At 60.4% G+C, this 18,627-nt stretch carries 13 protein-coding genes and 3 pseudogenes; 2 read left to right on the forward strand and 14 right to left on the reverse strand.

The window, feature by feature from the left end; all coding sequences use genetic code 11:
- The 4 genes and pseudogenes from AC0L3N_RS12415 to AC0L3N_RS12430 all read right to left on the reverse strand — a co-directional run.
- Nucleotides 1-158 (reverse strand): FAD-dependent oxidoreductase (locus AC0L3N_RS12415; RefSeq protein ID WP_473548066.1); only part of this gene is annotated, 158 nt, incomplete at its 3' end.
- Between the two features lie 63 nt (nt 159-221).
- A pseudogene (locus tag AC0L3N_RS12420) lies at nt 222-442 on the reverse strand (ATP-binding protein); the annotation flags it as partial.
- A gap of 453 nt (nt 443-895) precedes the next feature.
- Nucleotides 896-1,887 (reverse strand): annotated as a pseudogene (locus AC0L3N_RS12425) (NAD(P)/FAD-dependent oxidoreductase).
- A gap of 589 nt (nt 1,888-2,476) precedes the next feature.
- Nucleotides 2,477-2,821, reverse strand: a pseudogene (locus AC0L3N_RS12430) (oligopeptide/dipeptide ABC transporter ATP-binding protein); the annotation flags it as partial.
- A gap of 293 nt (nt 2,822-3,114) precedes the next feature.
- On the opposite strand from AC0L3N_RS12430, the gene AC0L3N_RS12435 reads away from it, so the two are divergent.
- The gene (locus AC0L3N_RS12435; RefSeq protein WP_473547876.1) at nt 3,115-3,678 is read left to right on the forward strand and encodes a hypothetical protein; all 564 of its coding nucleotides are present in this window, start codon (nt 3,115-3,117) and stop codon (nt 3,676-3,678) included.
- A gap of 540 nt (nt 3,679-4,218) precedes the next feature.
- Here AC0L3N_RS12435 and AC0L3N_RS12440 read toward each other — a convergent pair.
- The 9 genes from AC0L3N_RS12440 to nifH all read right to left on the reverse strand — a co-directional run bounded on the left by AC0L3N_RS12440 (nt 4,219) and on the right by nifH (nt 14,083).
- Nucleotides 4,219-5,106 (reverse strand): universal stress protein, encoded by an 888-nt coding sequence (locus AC0L3N_RS12440; RefSeq protein ID WP_473547877.1) that lies wholly within the window; start codon nt 5,104-5,106, stop codon nt 4,219-4,221.
- A 98-nt stretch (nt 5,107-5,204) separates the two neighbouring features.
- Nucleotides 5,205-5,909, reverse strand: a complete 705-nt coding sequence (locus AC0L3N_RS12445) for a response regulator transcription factor (RefSeq protein WP_473547878.1) — start codon at nt 5,907-5,909, stop codon at nt 5,205-5,207.
- Between the two features lie 108 nt (nt 5,910-6,017).
- A complete protein-coding gene (locus AC0L3N_RS12450) occupies nt 6,018-6,497 on the reverse strand; it encodes a NifX-associated nitrogen fixation protein (RefSeq protein ID WP_473547879.1) in 480 nt (159 codons plus the stop codon).
- Between the two features lie 17 nt (nt 6,498-6,514).
- Nucleotides 6,515-7,012: a nitrogen fixation protein NifX gene (gene nifX, locus AC0L3N_RS12455; protein WP_473547880.1), complete on the reverse strand. Its 498-nt coding sequence runs from the start codon at nt 7,010-7,012 to the stop codon at nt 6,515-6,517.
- Entirely contained in the window at nt 6,978-8,360 is a 1,383-nt protein-coding gene (nifN, locus tag AC0L3N_RS12460; protein ID WP_473547881.1) for a nitrogenase iron-molybdenum cofactor biosynthesis protein NifN, read from the reverse strand. Before nifN ends, nifX begins: the two co-directional genes overlap by 35 nt.
- Entirely contained in the window at nt 8,357-9,859 is a 1,503-nt protein-coding gene (nifE, locus tag AC0L3N_RS12465; RefSeq protein WP_473547882.1) for a nitrogenase iron-molybdenum cofactor biosynthesis protein NifE, read from the reverse strand. Before nifE ends, nifN begins: the two co-directional genes overlap by 4 nt.
- A 62-nt stretch (nt 9,860-9,921) precedes the next feature.
- Nucleotides 9,922-11,463, reverse strand: coding sequence for a nitrogenase molybdenum-iron protein subunit beta (nifK, locus tag AC0L3N_RS12470; RefSeq protein WP_473547883.1), 1,542 nt, complete (start codon nt 11,461-11,463; stop codon nt 9,922-9,924).
- 131 nt (nt 11,464-11,594) lie between these two features.
- Nucleotides 11,595-13,097, reverse strand: coding sequence for a nitrogenase molybdenum-iron protein alpha chain (gene nifD / locus AC0L3N_RS12475; RefSeq protein ID WP_473547885.1), 1,503 nt, complete (start codon nt 13,095-13,097; stop codon nt 11,595-11,597).
- A 92-nt stretch (nt 13,098-13,189) separates the two neighbouring features.
- On the reverse strand, nt 13,190-14,083 hold the full coding sequence (gene nifH / locus AC0L3N_RS12480; protein ID WP_065010720.1) for a nitrogenase iron protein: 894 nt from the start codon (nt 14,081-14,083) through the stop codon (nt 13,190-13,192).
- 633 nt (nt 14,084-14,716) lie between these two features.
- Here nifH and AC0L3N_RS12485 point away from each other — a divergent pair.
- Nucleotides 14,717-15,943 carry an MFS transporter gene (locus tag AC0L3N_RS12485; RefSeq protein ID WP_473547887.1) on the forward strand — a complete coding sequence of 409 codons (1,227 nt, stop codon included), beginning with the start codon at nt 14,717-14,719 and terminating at the stop codon, nt 15,941-15,943.
- A gap of 1,044 nt (nt 15,944-16,987) precedes the next feature.
- Here the strand turns inward: AC0L3N_RS12485 and AC0L3N_RS12490 are convergent.
- Nucleotides 16,988-18,136, reverse strand: coding sequence for a DUF418 domain-containing protein (locus AC0L3N_RS12490; RefSeq protein WP_473547888.1), 1,149 nt, complete (start codon nt 18,134-18,136; stop codon nt 16,988-16,990).
- Between the last annotated feature and the right edge of the window lie 491 nt (nt 18,137-18,627).

Consider the following 18,627-nt stretch of genomic DNA (forward strand, 5'->3'; position numbering starts at 1 on the left):
TGGCGGATCGAAGCGCAGGACAGCGTCGTTGCCGCATGGGCGAATTGCGGGTCGCGCTCGACCAGCGCGATCGAGCCAGAAAAGCCTTCCTCGCGCAGACAATAGGCGATCGAGGAGCCGACGATGGCTCCACCGATGATGACGACGTCGTAGCGCACTTTTTTCGCCTCTCCAGTTCCGGAGCATGATCCCGAAAGCCGGTTTTCGGATCAGGCTCCAATTCACACAGCCGGCACGATGACCTCGAAGCGCGTGCCGCGCTCGGAGTCAACCAGGCGGATCGTGCCATCATGCGCTTTCAGGAGGGCCAGTACGATGCCGAAGCCCATGCCGGTGCCGCCGAAATTGCGGCGTGTGGTGAAGGCTCGAAAATGCGGGTCCGGTTGCTGGGCGAAATGCCGGCGCCGTGGTCGCTCACCAGGACAATGGCCTTGCGGTCCGCGGTCGCGACTGCGAGGAAGGCAAAGCCTGTCCTCGTTGGGCTCAAGGTCGGCGACATCGACAGCGGGCGCCAAATCCACGCCAAGGGCGAGAAGGACGCGTGTGATGCTGTCGCGCAGCTTTTCCGGATGTTATGGCGGCATCTAGCGGCTGCCTCCACCACAGGATTTGGCTTTTTCAAACGGGCGCGGCTTGTTCTTCGAGGGGCTAGCATGGGATGACATCTCACAAATGCGTTCTAAAACTCCTATGCATGAAGCGTGCCGGAAAAGAAATCTACCCAAGCAATGAGTTCTCGAATTCCAGCTCGTCCGGAACGCGACATTGTCGGATAACCGACGATGCGGGCAGATGGATGCTCGCGGCAGTGATCCTTCCACACCGCAGGCCGGGCAGGGTCAGGTCAGGCATCCACGGGCTGGCCCTTCGCGGCAGCATGGTAGGCCAGATATTTTCACTGAGTCGAAATACGGTCGGCCACGTGTTTGGCATCATGCCAGGCGCCCCAGAAGAAGCTGGACCCTCTTTGCGACTGCCAAGGTAAACCCCCCAGGCAATAGAGCCGGGCTGGCTTGAGACGCCACGGTGGTGCCTTGGCCGGCCCTTCTCGTCGAAGGCGTCGACCTTCAGCCAGCTGTAGTCGACAGCAAAGCCTGTCGCCCAGACGATCGCCGCTATCCAGGCCTCGGCCAGGTCGAGCTCGCGGATCGGATTGGTCACGCATTCCGGATCCTGGTCGATCCGATGGGCCGCGGGCTCTTCCGAGAGGTCGAGACGGTTGCGAGCGACATAGGCGTCGGCTTCATCCAGCAGCGACATCAAGCTTGCGTCGCCGCGGGCAATGTTTTTCGCCAGATCGGGCGCGAAGCTCATCACGCCGTCCTGGTACGTGCTTGTCATACCGAAGAGCGTAAGCCCCTGCGCGGCCAGACGACCGAAGTCGATCGTCTCGCCGCCGCGCGCGCCGCTCACCGCGACCGTGACGTGTTCGGTGCCGGGTCCCGAGGTCTCGGCGTCCCACTTGCCGAGGACGCCCAGCCACCATTAGAAGTCGCGCCCGCGATAGGCCCGCGGCGGGCGATCGTGACGGGGATCTGGAAAGGTCCGGTCGCGGCGATGATGCTGTTGGCTTCGATCACGCCGTCCGACGTCTCGACGCGGAATCCGGGCCGCCCGACATTTCTTTGCCCGAGCTTGACCTCCAGGCCGCAGCGGATCGCGCATTGAGTTGCTTTGCATAAGCGACAAAATAGTCGGCGACCTCCTCCTTTGGAGGCAAAGTCATCGGGACCGGTCCCTGGAAACTCCATGCCCGGGAACCGGTCATACCAGGCCGGGCCATTGGCAACGAGGGAGTCCCACCGCTGCGAGCGCCAGCGTTCGGCAATCCGGCCGCGTTCAAGAATTAGATGAGGCACCCCCGCTCTTGCTCAGGTGCTCGCTCATAGCCAGTCCCGCTTGGCCGCCGCCAACGACAAGCGTGTCCACTTTTCAAGAGTCATATCGTCCTTTTCTTCCTACCCAGTTTTCTGCGAATGCGGCGGCGGTCTGATTCGCGATTTACTGAATGGACCCAAATGCGAAAATGAGCATTTCCTGTGCCAAGGGTTAGCCTGTCCCTAATGCTCGGAGGGATTGCCGACGATGTGCAACGGGACGGGATGTCCCGGATCAGCACCATTGGAGAAAAGTGATCGAACGGATGTCTGAATTTTTTGCCGTTCCCGCTCAAATCCTTTGTTCCTGACGTCGGCGTGCGTTGCCGACGCCGTTGTCTTCGGCGATCTCTACCCAAGAAGATCCCTGTGGCAGGCCTTCGGGAAATTCGTCTCGGTCTTTGGTTTGAAAGTAGGGGCCCTGCCGGTGAGGAGGGGCACCGGCAGGGCGCCCGCGCCTAAGTCGGGGACCGGATGGCGACCTAACAGCGATCGAGGCTGTAGAGACGTCGACACGGCCGCACAGCAGCTGGCACACACACGACCGCGAATTGATCCTATCCCGATGCCGCCTCTCTCACCCCCGCCTCCTCTTCGGGCTAAGGCTTGAGTTTGATGACCGGCTCCATCACTTCGAAGACCGCGTCGACCGGTAGGTGGCACTTGATATTATGGCTACCGGGCAGCTTTCGGATGGGCGGAACCTCGCGCTCACAAATTTCTCTGGGGAACCAGATGCTTGCGCGGACAGCGCGTCTTGAAGGGGCAGCCGCTCGGCGGATCCATGCCGAGGAAATGTCGCTTTCGAGCACAATGTGTTGCTTGACGACACAGGTGTCGGCAATCGGGATCGCCGACAAAAGTGCATCGGTATAGGGGTGGTAGGGCGGCGACAATATCTGCTCGACGATTTGGCCGAGATACGTGACCACCACACGGTCGGCGGTTTGACATCTCGAATGTTCAGATGATTGGCCACCCAGTGGGGTCGCCGCAGTGCCATGCGCACTGCTCGGCGGAAAGGCGCAATGCAGGTGGGAACATTCATCGTGCAAATGAGAGCATAATGGCAATCGATTAGAGCGATGACTCGACGAGCGATATATGGAGGCGCTTCGTCGCGTGGTGGGCTGCATCTGGGAGAATTGAGATCAAAAAACTCATCCTACAGCTGAAACGGTTTCTTAGCGGTCAACCAGCTTCCGAAACCTTCGGCAACGAGCGTCACGATGTTAGCTTGGGTTCTAGTGGCATCGACCGGATCGCCGATTGCGGAGGCGACGACCAATCTTTGACCCGGGAAAGCGATCACGGATCCTGCGGCGAGAAGGCATGGGACGAACTCTCCGGTGACAATGGCCGCGACGAACCGCGCATTTTCGGGAGGGACAATGACAAGCTCCGCGGATCTGGCGCAGATGTTCTCTACGCTGGAAGCAGCAAGGATTATCTGACCGCGGGCGTTGACTCACGGCTCCAGGATCGGTTGAGCGGCTTCGACCCGAGGTTCGGGTGGAAGCCGCACATCATCGTTCTCGTCGATATCGAACGAGATACCTTCATCTTTCATACGGTGGGGTTCTACAGAGACGATTTTGGCCCGAACTCCGTCGACAACGCCAGCGTAGTGTCCGGCTATCCGGCGAGCTGGTTTTACAACGGCAACCCACGTAGGGCCTTTGCCTCGGGCGCGCCGGATCGCGGCGCATTACTGCGCACCCTAACCATGCCGGCCGTGGCCGGAGACCAGACGCGTTTGCCCGCCAGCGAGATCATTGTCTTTCCCTTTAAACGAGCGTGATTCCGAAGCGTGACAATCGGTCTCGACCATTAGACGAGCTCATCAAAAGTCGTCTTTGGCTTCCAACCGTGCTTGGTGGCCGCCTTAGCAGCCCTCGCCAATCGGCAGGTCCACCTCGGCCTGGACCGAAATAGCCGCTTCTGTCCGGATCAGCGCCTGTTTACTCCTGCGTTAGCGGCCTACCTCGTCAATGCCTTCCCCTTCCAGACGATCTCCCTCCCGACACGCGTGAAGGCAGCCTCGACAAAGCTGCGGACCGAATGCGTCCCGCGGTCGCGAGCACAATCGTAAGCTCGTGGTGCTGCAGGATGCGCCGGGAAAGCGAGCGGTTAAATTGAGTGGTGTACCCTGGGCATCAGAACTGGGAGGACTCCGTTCCACCTTCCGCGTTGCGCATGATGACTGGAGAGATTTCCGGCGGGCTTCGCCTCCCGAGCAATGCTTTTCATGTTCAATGATTGTTTCGATGGAGCGCGTCTACGGTATGAATCCACGCATCACCGTAGAGCTTCGAACAGCATCGGTGCGGTTCCGGAACCGTCATCGAGCCAAAAACAGCGGCAATGTCGGTTTCTCCAAGATCCATCTCGTGACGCCGCCAAACAGCCGCTCACGCAGCCGACGGTTGCCATAAGCGCCCATGACTATCATGTCGGCGGACGTGTCAATTGCGTGCTGCGCGAGCACCGTGGCCGCCGATTTGCCGGCACTTGGCAGTAGGTCAACCGACACCCGAGCACCGTGCCGAGTGAGATAGGCGGCGATGTCGGCTCCAGGCTCCGCGCCGTTCCCGTCATAGTTCGCCTTCGGATCGACCAGGGCAACACGAACTTCCTCAGCAGCGCATAAGACACCCAGCGCTTCCCGAACCGCACGGGACGCCTCGACTCGCGAATCCCAACCGACCAGGACGCGCCGTGGCCACAGGGTCGCCTCACTGCCCTTCGGCACGACGAGCACCGGCCTTCCCGTATCGAACAAGCAGCCGTTGACAACAGGAGGTCCGAGATTCTCGTCGTTGAGGAGGCCCGGTCCGATGACCGTAAGGTCGGCGCAGAGCGCCCGCTGTCGTGCAACTTCGCCGAGGCTTGCCGGATCGCAATAGTCGGTGTCAACGTCATAGGCGAGCGACATAGCTCTCAGCAGTTTCTGAATGTCTTTGGAGCGTTTTTCCAGTCTGGCCACGTCCTGTGTATATCGATCGATTTGCCGAAACCGATCGTTCAATCTGGCAATTGCCTGTCCACGTCCTCCAGGCCACTCGGGGGCATCATCTCCGATCGACGGATACGACATAAGGAGCATTGGAGGCGGTATAATCAGTACGGAAAGGTGCGCGCCGACTTCGGCACACAAGCCGGCGGCAGTTCTGACGTCCTGATCGGAATTGTCAGCGCCGGTCACACAGAGTACGCTTTTAAAAGCCATTTGCCTGCTTCTCCTGAGTATTCGTTTAGCGGCGTTTCAGGCCGCAAGACCGGCTCACCGCGCGAGGGAGGGGAGTGGCACCACACCCGGCACTTGATTCAGTCGTCCGGCTTCTCGAGCGAATAGCCGGCCGACCTGACGGTGCGAATGACGCTGCCGGGCGAAGCCGTTTTCAGGGCTTTTCTGATCCGGCTGATATGGACATCGACGGTGCGTGCACCGACATGGATATTGGGCGGCCAGGCCGCGCCGATAAGTTCGTCCCGGCTGAAGACCTTCCCGGGAGCTTCAATCATAAGCCGCAGCACGTTGAACTCGATGGGTCCGAGGTGGATATCGTGGCCATTGCCACGAACCCGGTGGGCGTCGAGCTTCATCTCGAGGCCGCCACAGGAGAGCCAGCCGCCGTTTTCAAGACCATTTGCACCCCGCTTGGTCAGCGCCAGCCTCGCGCGTAGACAGTCGAGCAGCTTGGCCGGGGCGATCGGCCGCACAAAGCTCTCGTCAATGCCAGCCTTCAGGAGATCGAGGTGCTGGTTCTCGGCGCCGGCCGCGATCAGGGCAATAATCGGCAGCCCGCCGGTCCGGAGCTCGCGCTTGAGCCGGGCGCAGATTGCAGACCCGGTTATGCTCGTTGGCCCGCAGTCCAGCACCACGGCCTTGAATTCCCGTTCGTCGGCCAATGCAAGCGCTTCCTTCGCGCCGCCCGCCAGCTCACTGGCGAAGCCGTCCGCCTCCAGAACGTGGCTATACATCAGATAGAACTCCGTATCGTCCGAACAGATCAGGACAAGTGGCTTCATCGGCGCTACCTCAAGAGCCCCATCGGCCCGGACCGCGTCGGTTGCGTAGGCTGGCCATGGCGGCTGCTCAAGACTTGTCATGACCCCTTCGCTCGACACCTGCTCCCATCACGCGCGCGCTACCTCGGGATAGGTTTCGATGGCTGCGGTTGCGTCGCCGACCAGTTTCGTGCCGGCCTCGGCGAGCTTCTGGAACGTCTCGAAGCCGAACCGGTGGACGTCGCGCAGCGACTTCGAGAGAGCGACCAACCGCCCCGCCGTGAAAAGCACGCGCCCAAAGCCTTCATGGCTCAGCTCCATCATCGGCGATGCCATCAGGCCGCAGCGCTCTTCGATCGCAAGGGCGACGGCAGTGTAAAACTTGTCGAGCCTCCACAGCACGTCCGGATCGGGATCGCCGATTATTGGAATCGTACGGCGCTGTTCCTTGCTGACGATGAAGTCGGCCAGCAACTCGGCGTCCGCTTTGCCGTCCCATGACCCGTGGGAATCTTGAGCACGGGTCAACCGCACGAGGCATTTGACGAACGGGCTGGCAAGGGCCGCCTCGTCCTCGTTGACAGCAGGGCTAACCGCGACTTCAAACATTTCGCTCTTTCCTCGTTTCAGTCCTCGTCCTCGAAGGACGGTTTCTCTCCGGAGACACCAGCTTCGGCCAGCACCTTGCGCAGCCAGGGCGGAGGACATGTCCTCAGCATCATCTGCGTGCGCAACAGCACCTCTTGGATGGTTTGTGGCTGCAGAACCTTGATCGGATGGATTTTTGCCGAAACAAGCTTGGCTGCCGAAGGCCCGCCAATGGCCAGACAAAACAGCAGATGGCAGCCCTTCAGCGCCTCCACCTTCGGCGTGATGCGGTCATCGCCCTCGGTCAGACGGTTCCCGCTCTCATCGGAAACCTCATCGAAGGCCACGGCTTCCACGAGATGCCACTCCTCGCGCGTCACGTCGTAGACAGCAAAGCGCTTGGCCGACCCGAAATGCGCATTGAGATCCTTCATGTCTTGCGTGGCGATGGCTACGCGCAATGCGCCTGCTCGTCGTTCAGGCATCGGTGCGTGAATCTCGTTAGTGACGAGTGAGAGGCGACGAACGGAGCTCATCTGGCATTTCTCGATTGCGAAATGGATCAAGCGCCTCAGGCGTCGGCGCGTGCTGATTGGCCTGGATGATGTTGGCAACCTCGAAGATCAGGTCGCGGGTCCCCTGATAGAGGATTGTGAGCTTGTGCTGGCTGCCGAGCCGGTCGAAGAGGGGGAAGCCGACGCGCATGAGCGGAATGCCAAGGCGCTGCGAAGCTTGGCGACCGTGGGAATGAGTAACGAGAAGATCCGCGCCCGCTGCAAGAGCTTCCAAATCGCCGAGATCGCCGATCTGAACCCGCTCCGCCGGTACTTTTTCCAGGATCTTCGACATATCGGTCGTGGTGACCGCCGCCACGATTTCGGAGCCCATGCCGGCGAAGAAGGTTGCGAGTTGATAGAGTTGGTCTGGTTCAGCAGCGATCGCAATTTTCTTGCCTCCGAAATGGAAATGTCCGTCGAGCAACGCATCCTGCAATTGCGCCCGCCGACGGCACACGCCTGCCGGCACAGGCTCGCCAGAAATCGTGGACAGCAGGGAAACGAACTGATCGGCGCGCTCCAGTCCGGTCAGCGACTCGAACAACACATAGGGGACGCCGGTCACCTTCTGCAGCACCTCGGCCGGTCGGCGCATATGCTCGCCGATGGCGATGCAGTGCTCGGCCGCGCCGAGCTCGCGGATGTCCTCGACGCTCGTACCGCCATAGGTGGTCGGGACCCAGTGGTCTGGTACAGTTCCGTCAAGCGAGCCTGAGAGGTCCGGCAAAATCACCGGGTGCAGCCCAAAGCTTTCAACCATCTCGCGCAAATGCTCGATGTCAGCCACAGTGAGGTTCCAGCCGGGCAGGATTGCGATCTTCTTTGACTGGCGCGCCCGCTCGCCAGGCCACGTAATGCCTTCGATCATCGCGGTGACAGCCTTGGCCCAGCCCTCTTCGAGGGCGCCGCTGAAATCCGGCGTGTTGGCCAGCACGATCTCCGTACCCGCGAGTTCTTCTTCCCGTTTCAGCCTGATGTCGGCGATGTCGCCTGCAGAATCTTCGCCACGGGTTTCCACCAGGGCCGTCGTGCAGACGCCGATCAGCTTTGGCTTCGTGCGGGTCTTGAGATTGAGGATCGCCTCTTCCAGATTGTCCGACCCGCCTAGGATGGTTGTTACTTCATCCATCGCGGTGGTTTGCAGGGGGATCGTTTCCTTGAAATGCCGCACTAAGAGCACGAGCGCGAAGCTGGTGCAGCCCTGGCTGCCGTGGAACAGCGGCACTGCGCCGTCGATCCCTAGAAAGGCCAGGGCGGCACCCAGCGGCTGTGATGATTTCAGTGGGTTAACCGAGGCTGACTTGGTCTGGGAAAGGATGCGGGTCATCGGATTTCCTCAACACCAGCCGAAATAGTCCGCGTCGTGCCGGCGAATTCCTGGGCAACGTGCACCGTCGCGGGCTCGTTCTTCGTGCTCGGCTGTTCGTCCTTCACCCAACGCTGGCAATCCCACGGGGCCCGCTCCCGCACTTGGGACCAGATCGGGTTGTGAATGGCGAGGTCGATCTGGCGTACGAGTTCCACCATGCCGTCATAACCGGCGTATGGGTGTTGGCGCTCCTGGTTGATGTCGAGCCAGGGCGTCTTGGCCTTGAGCGCGACGAATTGCGTGCGCCCACCCGACAGCATGATATCGGCCTTGCCTTCTGAGAGCATGGCGTAAAGGTCGCGCGCCGCCATCTGCTCGAACATGTGGTTGTCGTCCTTTAGGATCTGTTTGATGCGCTCCTTGTCTTCAACTGTGGATTTCTTGACCGAGGTGCCGACGATCTCCATGCCGATCTCCGTCAGCGCATGGACGATCGACCAGGACTTCACACCACCCGTGTTGAGCAGCACGCGCTTGCCTTGTAGCCCCCGCCGGTAGGCCTCGAGCTTCTCCCATGCAATCGCCTCCTGCTCAGCGATCAGCGTCTCTGTGCGGTCGAGGATCTCCCGATCGGCGCCCTTCCTCACCAGCAGCTCAGCAATTTTGCGGAGGGCTTCCGAGGTGTCCGAGATCCCGTAGAAGGAGCCCTCGAAGAAAGGGATGTCCCAGCGCTCGTCCATCTTGCGGGCTAGATTGATGAGGGCCGTCGAGCACACCACCATAGCCGCCCGGGCGCGATGCGCGGAAGCAATGTCGAGATAGCGCGCGTCGCCCGGAATGCAGGCGCGAACCCGGATCCCGAGCCGATCAAGGAGCGGCTTTATCAGCCAAAATTCGCCGGAAAGGTTGAATTCACCAAGGATGTTGATGTCGTACGGCCCGGCGTCGTCGGGTTCCACCGTGCCGATGACATGGTCGAGCAACGCCTCGGCGGCGAGCTTGTTGCCGAGGTTCTTGGAGCCGGCCAATCCGGGCGCATTGATCGGGACTACGGCCAAGCCGAATTTTTCGGCGGCGCGTTTGCAGACGGCCTCGATATCATCGCCGATGAGCGCCGTCACGCAGGTCGAATAGACAAAGACTGCCGGCGGCGCATACGCTTCCTTGATTTCGCGGATCGCCTTGAAGAGCTTCCGCTCGCCCTGCCCCATCACCACCTCGAGTTCGGTAAGGTCGGTGGTGAAGCTTGTGCGCCATAAGCTGGGCCCAGAGGAAGCTGCACCGCGGTTGTCCCAGGAATTGCCCTCGCAGGCGAGCGGCGCATGGACCAAATGCGCAACGTCAGTGATCGGCTGCAGGACGATCTTGGCCCCGTCAAAGGCGCAACCGCCCGCTGCCGCTCCTGGCGTCAGCGGGCTTGTGCAGCCCTCCTTGCGTGCCTTGGCATCCTTTCCACGGTTCTTGTCGCACGCGGGCTCGTCGAAAACGTCCTGGATCTTGGCACTGAGCGAGGTCATCGCGTCAGTCCCCAAAGCCAATTCGGCAACGAACCGCCTGGGCGAAAAGCCGGCCGTGTGTTCTAGCGGGTGAGGTCATAGGAATAGTCCGTCACGCCCGTCTGGCTCGTCTCGCGATCGAGCTTGTCGAAGATCTTGTCGAGGATCGTCGTCAGCACGCGTAACCCGCCTTGGTAGCCCATGAGCGCGAAGCGATGGTGGTGGTGCCGGTCGAAGATCGGAAACGTCAGCCTGATCAGCGGCGTGCCGGTGTCGCGCTCCAGATACTTGCCATAGGAATTGCCGATCAGCAGGTCCACTGGCTCGGTGAAGAGCAGCGACCGCATAGCCCAAAGGTCTTTGCCCGCCCAGACCTGAGCGTCCTTGCCGAAGGGCGATGATGCGAGCAGTTCCTTCAACTCGGCTTCCCACGCCGAGGTGCCGTTGGTGGCGAGGCAATGTGTCGGCTCGCCCCCCGTTTCCATCACGAAGCGGGCCATGGCGTACACGAAGTCCGGGTCGCCGTAGATCGCGTATTTCTTGCCATGCAGCCAGGACTGGCTGTCCGCCATGGCATCAATCAGTCGGCCGCGCTCCAGCCGGATTGCTTCGGGGATTTCCTTCCCGGAAAGCGCCGAGATCTTCATCAGGAACTCGTCAGTCGCCTGGACGCCGAGCGGATAATGGAACGAAGCCGTGGCCTGCCCGACTTGCCCGCAGTAGTCGAGGGTTTTTCGGGTGTTGTAGTACTGCAGTGAAACCGTCGCCTCGGCGTCGAGTGCTGCCTTTACCTCTTCGATCTTCGTGCCGCCGTCATACATGCGGTATTCCCCGTCCGATGGCGTGTCGAACTGGTCAGACGCGTCCTGGATGAAGGTGTAGGACACACCCATCACGTCGAGCAGGCGCTTGAGTTCCCGGTTGTTGCCAACGCAGAAGCCGTCGAAGCCCGGAATGACGTTGATGCTTCCCTTGGCTTCCGTGCGCTCCTGGCCTTTCCAGAAGTGCTCCAGAATGCCCTTCAGCATTCCATCATAGCCGTCGACATGGCTACCGACGAATGCGGGCGTGTGGGCGAAGGGCACGTCAAAGTCGCGCGGGACCGAATTTTCGTCTTTGGCGTTCTCGATGAAACTGTGCAAGTCGTCGCCAATGACCTCCGCCATACAGGTCGTCGAAACTGCGATCATCTTCGGGTCGTAAAGCTGGTAGGTGTTGGCGAGCCCGTCGACCAGGTTCTTCAGGCCGCCGAATACTGCCGCGTCCTCGGTCATCGAGGAGGAAACCGCCGAAGCAGGCTCCTTGAAATGGCGCGACAGGTGCGAGCGGTAATAGGCTACGCAGCCCTGGCTGCCATGGACGAAGGACATGGTCCGCTCGAAGCCCGCAGCCGCGAATACCGCGCCGAGGGGCTGACAGGCCTTGGCGGGATTTATCACAAGCGCTTCTCGGGCGAGGTTCTTCTCGCGGTATTCCCAGGTCTTGGTGAATTCGCCTTGATCGGTAACGATCTGATCCGGGTGCGGACATTCGAAATTCAGCTTCTTCTCGGCGAGCATTTGCCTGTATTCCGGCTCGCGGAACAGGGGAGCGTGGTCGAGAATCTTTTCGGCCGACTGCGGCATTGGTATTCCTCTTTGTAATCTGGCCGCGCCATTCGGCAGCTCAGATAGGTCGAGACGTTTCCGGTAATCCCGAGGCTCACAAGCTCGCGGGGTTCATGGTCTCTCTGGGGGACTAGGCCAGGACAGGGCGCCTATTCGGCAGCTATCGCCCGCCCACGGGGCGGGCGTTCTTTCCAAGGGGCCTGGTAGAGACCCCAGACCGGATTGTTGATAGCAAGATCCACGTCACGCGCGAAAATGGCAAAGCCGTCATAGCCGTGATAAGGTCCCGAATAGTCCCAGGAGTGCATCTGACGGAACGGAATGCCCATCTTCTGCACCGGGTATTTTTCCTTGATCCCAGAGCCCACGAGGTTGGGGCGAATTCCCTCGATGAACTTCTCCAACTCGTAGCCGGTAACGTCATCGTAGATCAGCGTTCCGTTCTTTACGTAATGACCGGTGCGCTGATAATCATCGTTGTGCCCGAATTCGTAGCCGGTGCCGACGATGACCATGCCGAGGTCCTCATAAGCTGTGATGACGTGGCGGGGGCGCAGGCCGCCGACGTAGAGCATGACGGTATTGCCTTCGAGACGCGGCCGGTACTTGGATATGACGGCGTCGACAAGCGGTCTGTACTTGGCGATCACCTTCTCGGTTTTCTCCTCGATTTCCGGCCCGAAATGTTTGGCTATGTTGCGCAGGGAGGTTTCGATCTGGGACGGTCCGAAGAAATTGTACTCCATCCAGGCGACGCCATACTTTTCCTCCATATGCCGGCAGATGTAGTTCATCGAGCGGTAGCAGTGGATAAGATTGAGCTTGGCCTTTGGCGCGCGCTCAATCTCGGCGAGTGTTGCGTCGCCCGACCAGTTGCCGACCACGCGCAATCCTATCTCCTCAAGCAAGATGCGCGAGGCCCAGGCGTCGCCGCCAATATTGTAGTCGCCGATCACGTTGACGTCGTAAGCACCGGCCTCAAACTCGACGTCCTTCTTGTCGAAGACCCAGTCGCGGATCGCGTCATTGGCGATGTGGTGGCCAAGTGATTGCGAGACGCCGCGGAACCCCTCGCAGCGCACCGGCACGATGGTCTTTTTGTACTCCTTGGCCTTCTTGCGAGAAACTGCCTCGGTGTCATCACCAATGAGACCGATCGGGCATTCGGATTGCACGGTGATGCCGTTGTTCAGCGGAAACAGCACCTCAATCTCGTCGATGATCTGTTCCAGTTTCTTGTCACCGCCGAAGACAATGTCTTTCTCCTGGAAATCGGAGGTGAACTGCATTGTCCCGAACGTGTCGATGCCCGTTGTGCCGACGTAGTAGTTGCGGCGCTGTGACCAGGAATATTGGCCGCAACCGACGGGGCCGTGCGAGATATGGACCATATCCTTGACTGGGCCCCAGACCACCCCCTTTGAGCCGGCATAGGCGCAGCCGCGTATTGTCATCACCCCGGGGATGGACTTGATGTTCGATTTGACGTCGCATTCGGAAAGGATCTCACTTTCCCCGCCAGCCTCATCCCCGCTCTTTGCGATGCTCAGGTGTTTTTTGCGGCGCTTCGCCGCCTTGTCGGGATATTGCGATAGCACCTCCTCGATAAGCTTCGCATGGAGAGCACCATCATTCTCGTATTCCAGGCTCATGGGACCCCTTTCAAGGTGTCTGATGACGCCTCACCGATGAAGCGCCGTTCTTTGCAAGGCGCCCCAACTTGAGAGGCGACCAATGTCGGTCGTTACTGGGCGGCCGCCTTGGCCGCTTCCTTGGCCTGAAGCTCGGCAAGCATCTGCTCGTCGGTCTTCATGATGCCGAAGTCGAGCAGCATGTCCTCGAGCTCCTCCATGGTGATCGGCGTCGGGATGGTGCCCTGGCCAGAATTGGCATGGATCTTCTCGGCCAGCGCGCGATACTCTCCGGCCTGCTTGGAATCCGGCGCATACTGGATAACTGACATCTTCCTGAGCTCGGCGTGCTGGACGATGTTGTCGCGCGGCACGAAATGGATGAGTTTGGAGTTGAGCCTGGAAGCCAGGGCTTCAGCGAGGTCGAGCTCACGGTCGGTTTGACGTTCGTTGCAGATCAGCCCTCCGAGCCGCACGCCCCCCGAATGGGCATATTTCAGGATGCCCTTGGCAATGTTGTTGGCGGCATAGAGCGCCATCATCTCCCCGGACATAACGATGTAGATTTCCTGCGCCTTCCCCTCGCGAATTGGCATCGCGAAACCGCCGCAAACCACGTCGCCGAGCACGTCGTAGGAGACATAGTCGACATCGTCGTAGGCGCCGTTCTCTTCGAGGAAGTTGATTGATGTGATGACGCCTCGGCCGGCGCAGCCAACACCCGGCTCCGGGCCGCCGGATTCCACGCATTTGATGCCTCTGTAGCCAATCTTGAGCACGTCCTGCAGCTCGAGATCTTCCACCGAACCTTCCTGTGCCGCCAGATGCAGGACAGTATCCTGAGCCTTCGAGTTCAGGATCAGGCGGGTGGAGTCGGCTTTGGGATCGCAGCCTACGATGAGGATTCTTTGCCCGAGGTCGACCAGGGCGGCGAGCGTGTTTTGGGAGGTGGTGGACTTGCCGATGCCGCCCTTTCCGTAAAAGGCGATCTGACGCAGACCTGACATTATAGATTTCCTTCCTTCGTTCCATCCGTCGCGGCTGGCCGCAATATGAATGCCAATGGGCAGCTTTTGCCGCCTCACACCGAATGGGTCTCAAGACTCGTGCCAAGTAGACTGGCTTATAACCAACAGGGATTTTTTCGTTTATATCCCGCGAGTCAGCCTGAGCTCCCACAAGTGTTTGCTGCCAAACAAGTGATTGTCGGGACAAGCCCTGTAGCGGACCCGACAAAGCCCGACAAAAGGCGTCAGCTTCGAGACCGCTAGGGAGGAAGCTGGGCCTTCGAGCTAGAGCCGACCTTTGGCTGCATACAGGCGGCGGCAAAGCGACCGGCTTGCGCGCCTCCCGCCGCGGGACATCAGACGTGCGTGCTCGGTAGCTGGTTGCTCATGGCTGGTTCGAGACTGGCCCCCGCGAAGTCGGCATGGAACATGCCTGATGCGACGACTGCCGACGATCACATCCTCGTCCGGCTCGGAGAACCGGCACTGATATTGCACGCGGCGCTGTCACAACATGTCGGGCAGCGATGAACATTCGCTTCGTGCGACGCCGCCGGCAACGGCGTGCTCCATGAATGCGGGTCGCTGCAGCGAACCCATGTTGCAGTTGCACCCAAGCTGGCGAGCTTATTCATGACCGAATCCGCGACAGGCTTCATGGAGACTTTTCTGCACGGCCCAGAAAAGCCGGATCAGCGGTCTCGTCCCGCATGGGGCGCGGTCATATCGCTTGCCCTGGGCACCTTCGGGCTGGTGGCGGCAGAGCTTTTGCCTGCCAGCGTGCTGACGCCGCTCGCGCATGGTCTGCATGTCACAGAGGGTGCGGCTGGACAGACGATGACAGCGACGGCGATTGCCGCGGCGATCTCTGCGCCGACGGTCGCCTTCATAACAAAGCGCCTGGACCGCAGGATCGTCCTGTGGGCGATGATGCTGCTTCAGATCCTGTCCAACCTTCTGGCTGAGCTCGCGTGGTCGCTGCCGGTTTTCCTGGCGGCACGCGTCGTGCTCGGCATTGCGCTTGGAGGCTTCTGGTCGATTTCGGCATCGCTGGCGATGCGGCTCGTTCCAAATCACCTCCTGCCGCGCGCCATGTCAATAATCTTCACCGGCGTTTCGGTCGCCATCGTTTGCACGCCTCCGATCGGCGCCTATGTCGGCGACATCTGGGGATGGCGAGCCACCTTCGCGATCGCCGCAGCCGTCAATGCCGTTACACTGCTGGTGCAACTCGTAACCATTCCGACGTTGCCGCCGGTTGAAATGGCTGGATTCCGCGGTCTGCTGAATGTAATCAAGAAGCCAACCATCAAGGTCGCGTTTTTGGTCGTATTGCTGGTCGCTTCTGGGCATTTCGCCAGCTTCACCTATGTCCGGGCTTACCTCGAGAAGATTCCCGCGCTCCATATCGAGACAATCTCGCTGCTGTTGCTCGTTTCTGGCGTATGCGGCTTCTTCGGCAATTTAGCCGGCGCATTCCTGGCGAAACACAGCCTCAAGGCAGTCGCGGCGCTGCCGCCCCTGCTCATGGCGATAGCCGCTGTCTCGTTGCTGATGCCTGGAGCATCGGCGTCCGCCTCGGCAATTGCGGTTGCTGTATGGAGCTTTGGCTTCGGTGCGGTGCCGGTGGGGGTACAGACTTGGATGGTGCTGCGCGCTGTTCCCGAGCAGGCCGAAAGCGCCGGTGTGCTGATGACGTCAACGTTCCAAATTGCCATCGCAGCCGGTGCGATTTTCGGCGGATTGCTAGTGAACAATGCCGGCGTCGCCAGTGTGTTTGCCTACAGCGCAGTAGCCACGTTCCTCGCCGCTCTCACAGCGTTCCTATTCGGCCCGAAAGCCGCAACCTACACCTCCTGACGGGAGAGACCTTCAGCTCAGCCCTCAATGCAATCGCACCAGCCGTGCGGCGCGATCCTGCCCACGACTATCTTGTCGGTTCAGGGCTTCGTCTCGCCTATCGGATAGGCCGCGTGGAGTTCGCTGCTACTGCCTCCGCTTGGGGCCCGACCAGTGCCGGGCGCCTCGCCTCGCCGGCTTCACCGTTCGCGGCTACAGGAAGTGCATCAGCGTTCGCCCGGGCGGAGTTGGTTACGCAGCCCGGGCGAGCGCGGGTCGCGCTTGGATGGCTGGCAGGTGCCGTTCTTGAGGCGTCGCCTCGTTCTGGTCTCGATTTAAAACCCCGCCATGAAAAACGCCGGGCCGGCCCGTAGTTCGACCGTTGCGCCCGCCACCCTTATCGCGCGCAACAGTCGCTGAGAGGCGGTTCCCGACAGCACGCCTGCACGATCCGAAACTCAAGTCGAACCCGCGACGAGCTGCGCGAGTGCCGAAGGCCCAGAAATTCGAGCAGGCCGTGACAGAAAAGCGCGCGCAGAATGCGCGTTGCCCCGCCGGATCCAACTTGCGGAGCGTCAACTCGCTCTCAGCTCGTGCGACTATCTCTCTTCGAGAGCGACTAACCAGTTTCATATCGAAAGACTTCCTCGAAAAGAAGGCAAGCGAATGCCATACGGCACATCGGTGGCCCATCCGCAGGCTCTACCAAGCCAACGACACGGCACGGTCAACCGACAGCGACGGCTTTGGCAAGCACTTGCGCGCATGGCGCCGCCTGATCTCAATGCGAGTTCGTCTTCAGCGGCGGAACGGGCGTATTCGCTAGGTTGACAGCCTCCTATCGTGGAGATCGACAGGGCTTCGCTCAATCCGAAGAAAGGACTTTCGCGATGCAATCAAACACACCGCGCACACTGCGCCAGGATACTCGGATTTCGTATCCTCAAAGCGGCGCGCGGGCCAATGGTTCCAAGGCGGCGATAGCCACCACCATGGCACCGAGCAGGCGCGATATTTTAGTTGTCGTATGTCGGCCCATCGGTCAGTCGCGTTCTTTGGCGGGCGTCACTGTCGATCCGAAAGTCGGGCCGACGTGATGCTCAGCGGACGTCGCGTCGCTCGATCTGCGATCCAACCCATCAGCGCTTCCATCGGTCCTCGCTGGAAGAAGCGCAGCCAAAGCACCGCGAAAGCGCTTACAACCACGATCAAGCCAAAGAGCGCGGACAGCGAGTGAGGTTCTCCAAGCATATATATTCCCTGAATATGCAGAAGATAGGCCGTCAAAGGCATCGAGCCGACCGCGATTATCGGCGAGACCAGCTTTCGCACGAACGGGAGCGCATCCATAGCAAGCGAGCAAGCCGCCACGATGATCATTGCGCAACCGGCGCTGCCAAAAATCCAAAACGTCGTCTCGCTATGAGGCGAGGCAATCCATAGCCAACTCGCTGTGAGATCGTCCAAGTCCCGCCACCACCAAAGTTCCTGCAAATCGGCCAACTCGGCGCTTACACCAGGCATTAAATGCAGCGCGAGCGAGGATCCCCCAAAGCCCAACACGGCCAGCGCGACGCCGGCTACACCAAGGCGCAAATGCATTGCGCGCGTGCGAAGGTCAAAGCGCGCAATGGCCATGCCTGCGATCAGCAAAGGAACCCAGGTCAAGGCGGGATAGGTGCCGCTGACCAGGAGGGTGAACAGCTCGGGGTCCGAGCTCCCGGAGCCAAACGTTTTGAGAAGGAGGAAACGCACCTGCGGGAGAACCAATGCTGCCACCGCCGCGATCAACCCGAGCCGCTGTGCGCTTAGCCGATATAGCGGCAGGACCAACAGGAAGCAGACTCCGTAGTATGCCAGAATGACGGAGACCGGCGCCTTGACATAGGTCAGGATTTCGCCAAGCGCGATCAGAATAAGGGCGCGAATTGCAACCTTGGCAATGGCATGTCTACCGGCTAGCGCCGATTTCGGCGGGTTGCGGCCGGTAATCAGGATGAGCGAAAAACCCGTTAATACGGCAAACAGGACGGACGAGCGCCCAAAGGGGAAGGCCATCATATGACCGACCAGTCCTTCGCCCCTGCCGGGACCCACATGGACGGCATACATGCCGAAGACAGCCAAGCCGCGAGCAAGGTCGATGCCGACCAACCGAGCTGCAGCCCACCCATCTCGTGACCCGCTCTCGAAGATGCGGTGCGGCAGTGCCATGGTGGATTCCTTCGTTGGTTGTATTCATCGCGGGACCCGCGATAGGAGGGCCCGTCGGCTGCTGCCGTGGTCTCGCCCCGAGGGAGCAAAGCTCGTGCCAATCTGGCGGATCGAGCTACAGCCTGCGGCAAACACAGACTTGGGTCGCCGAGCCTGTTGGCGCGGACCTGACAAATCCGACACACAAGGTGTCGCGCAGCCGACGTTTTCACGGATGGGCGGCGGCCCGAGAGACCACAGAAGACAACGTATTATCCGACCAGCACGCCGCGCGGGCCTCAGTAATCGCGGCCAGCTTCAGCCCTCTGGTGAAACCGGTATGCCTAGCCACCGTGACAGATCACCTTCAAGATTCGCCGGAACAGAAAAGAGTCCAAACGATCGAGGTCCAGCCTTCCTGGACCTGCAGAGCCGGCGGCGGAAGCCGCTTGCCGCGGTGCCACCGGTGGCAAGCACACCCGGCCGGAATTGAGGCCATCGGCTCACCGGGG

Source organism: Mesorhizobium sp. WSM4807 (assembly GCF_055811615.1).

What these genes read in the sequence shown, in the direction of transcription:
- AC0L3N_RS12440 (WP_473547877.1), bottom strand. Translation starts at nt 5,106, where the DNA reads ATGGCTTTTAAAAGCGTACTCTGTGTGACCGGCGCTGACAATTCCGAT.
- AC0L3N_RS12445 (WP_473547878.1), bottom strand. Translation starts at nt 5,909, where the DNA reads ATGAAGCCACTTGTCCTGATCTGTTCGGACGATACGGAGTTCTATCTG.
- AC0L3N_RS12450 (WP_473547879.1), bottom strand. Translation starts at nt 6,497, where the DNA reads ATGTTTGAAGTCGCGGTTAGCCCTGCTGTCAACGAGGACGAGGCGGCC.
- nifX (WP_473547880.1), bottom strand. Translation starts at nt 7,012, where the DNA reads ATGAGCTCCGTTCGTCGCCTCTCACTCGTCACTAACGAGATTCACGCA.
- nifN (WP_473547881.1), bottom strand. Translation starts at nt 8,360, where the DNA reads ATGACCCGCATCCTTTCCCAGACCAAGTCAGCCTCGGTTAACCCACTG.
- nifE (WP_473547882.1), bottom strand. Translation starts at nt 9,859, where the DNA reads ATGACCTCGCTCAGTGCCAAGATCCAGGACGTTTTCGACGAGCCCGCG.
- nifK (WP_473547883.1), bottom strand. Translation starts at nt 11,463, where the DNA reads ATGCCGCAGTCGGCCGAAAAGATTCTCGACCACGCTCCCCTGTTCCGC.
- nifD (WP_473547885.1), bottom strand. Translation starts at nt 13,097, where the DNA reads ATGAGCCTGGAATACGAGAATGATGGTGCTCTCCATGCGAAGCTTATC.
- nifH (WP_065010720.1), bottom strand. Translation starts at nt 14,083, where the DNA reads ATGTCAGGTCTGCGTCAGATCGCCTTTTACGGAAAGGGCGGCATCGGC.
- AC0L3N_RS12485 (WP_473547887.1), top strand. Translation starts at nt 14,717, where the DNA reads ATGACCGAATCCGCGACAGGCTTCATGGAGACTTTTCTGCACGGCCCA.
- AC0L3N_RS12490 (WP_473547888.1), bottom strand. Translation starts at nt 18,136, where the DNA reads ATGGCACTGCCGCACCGCATCTTCGAGAGCGGGTCACGAGATGGGTGG.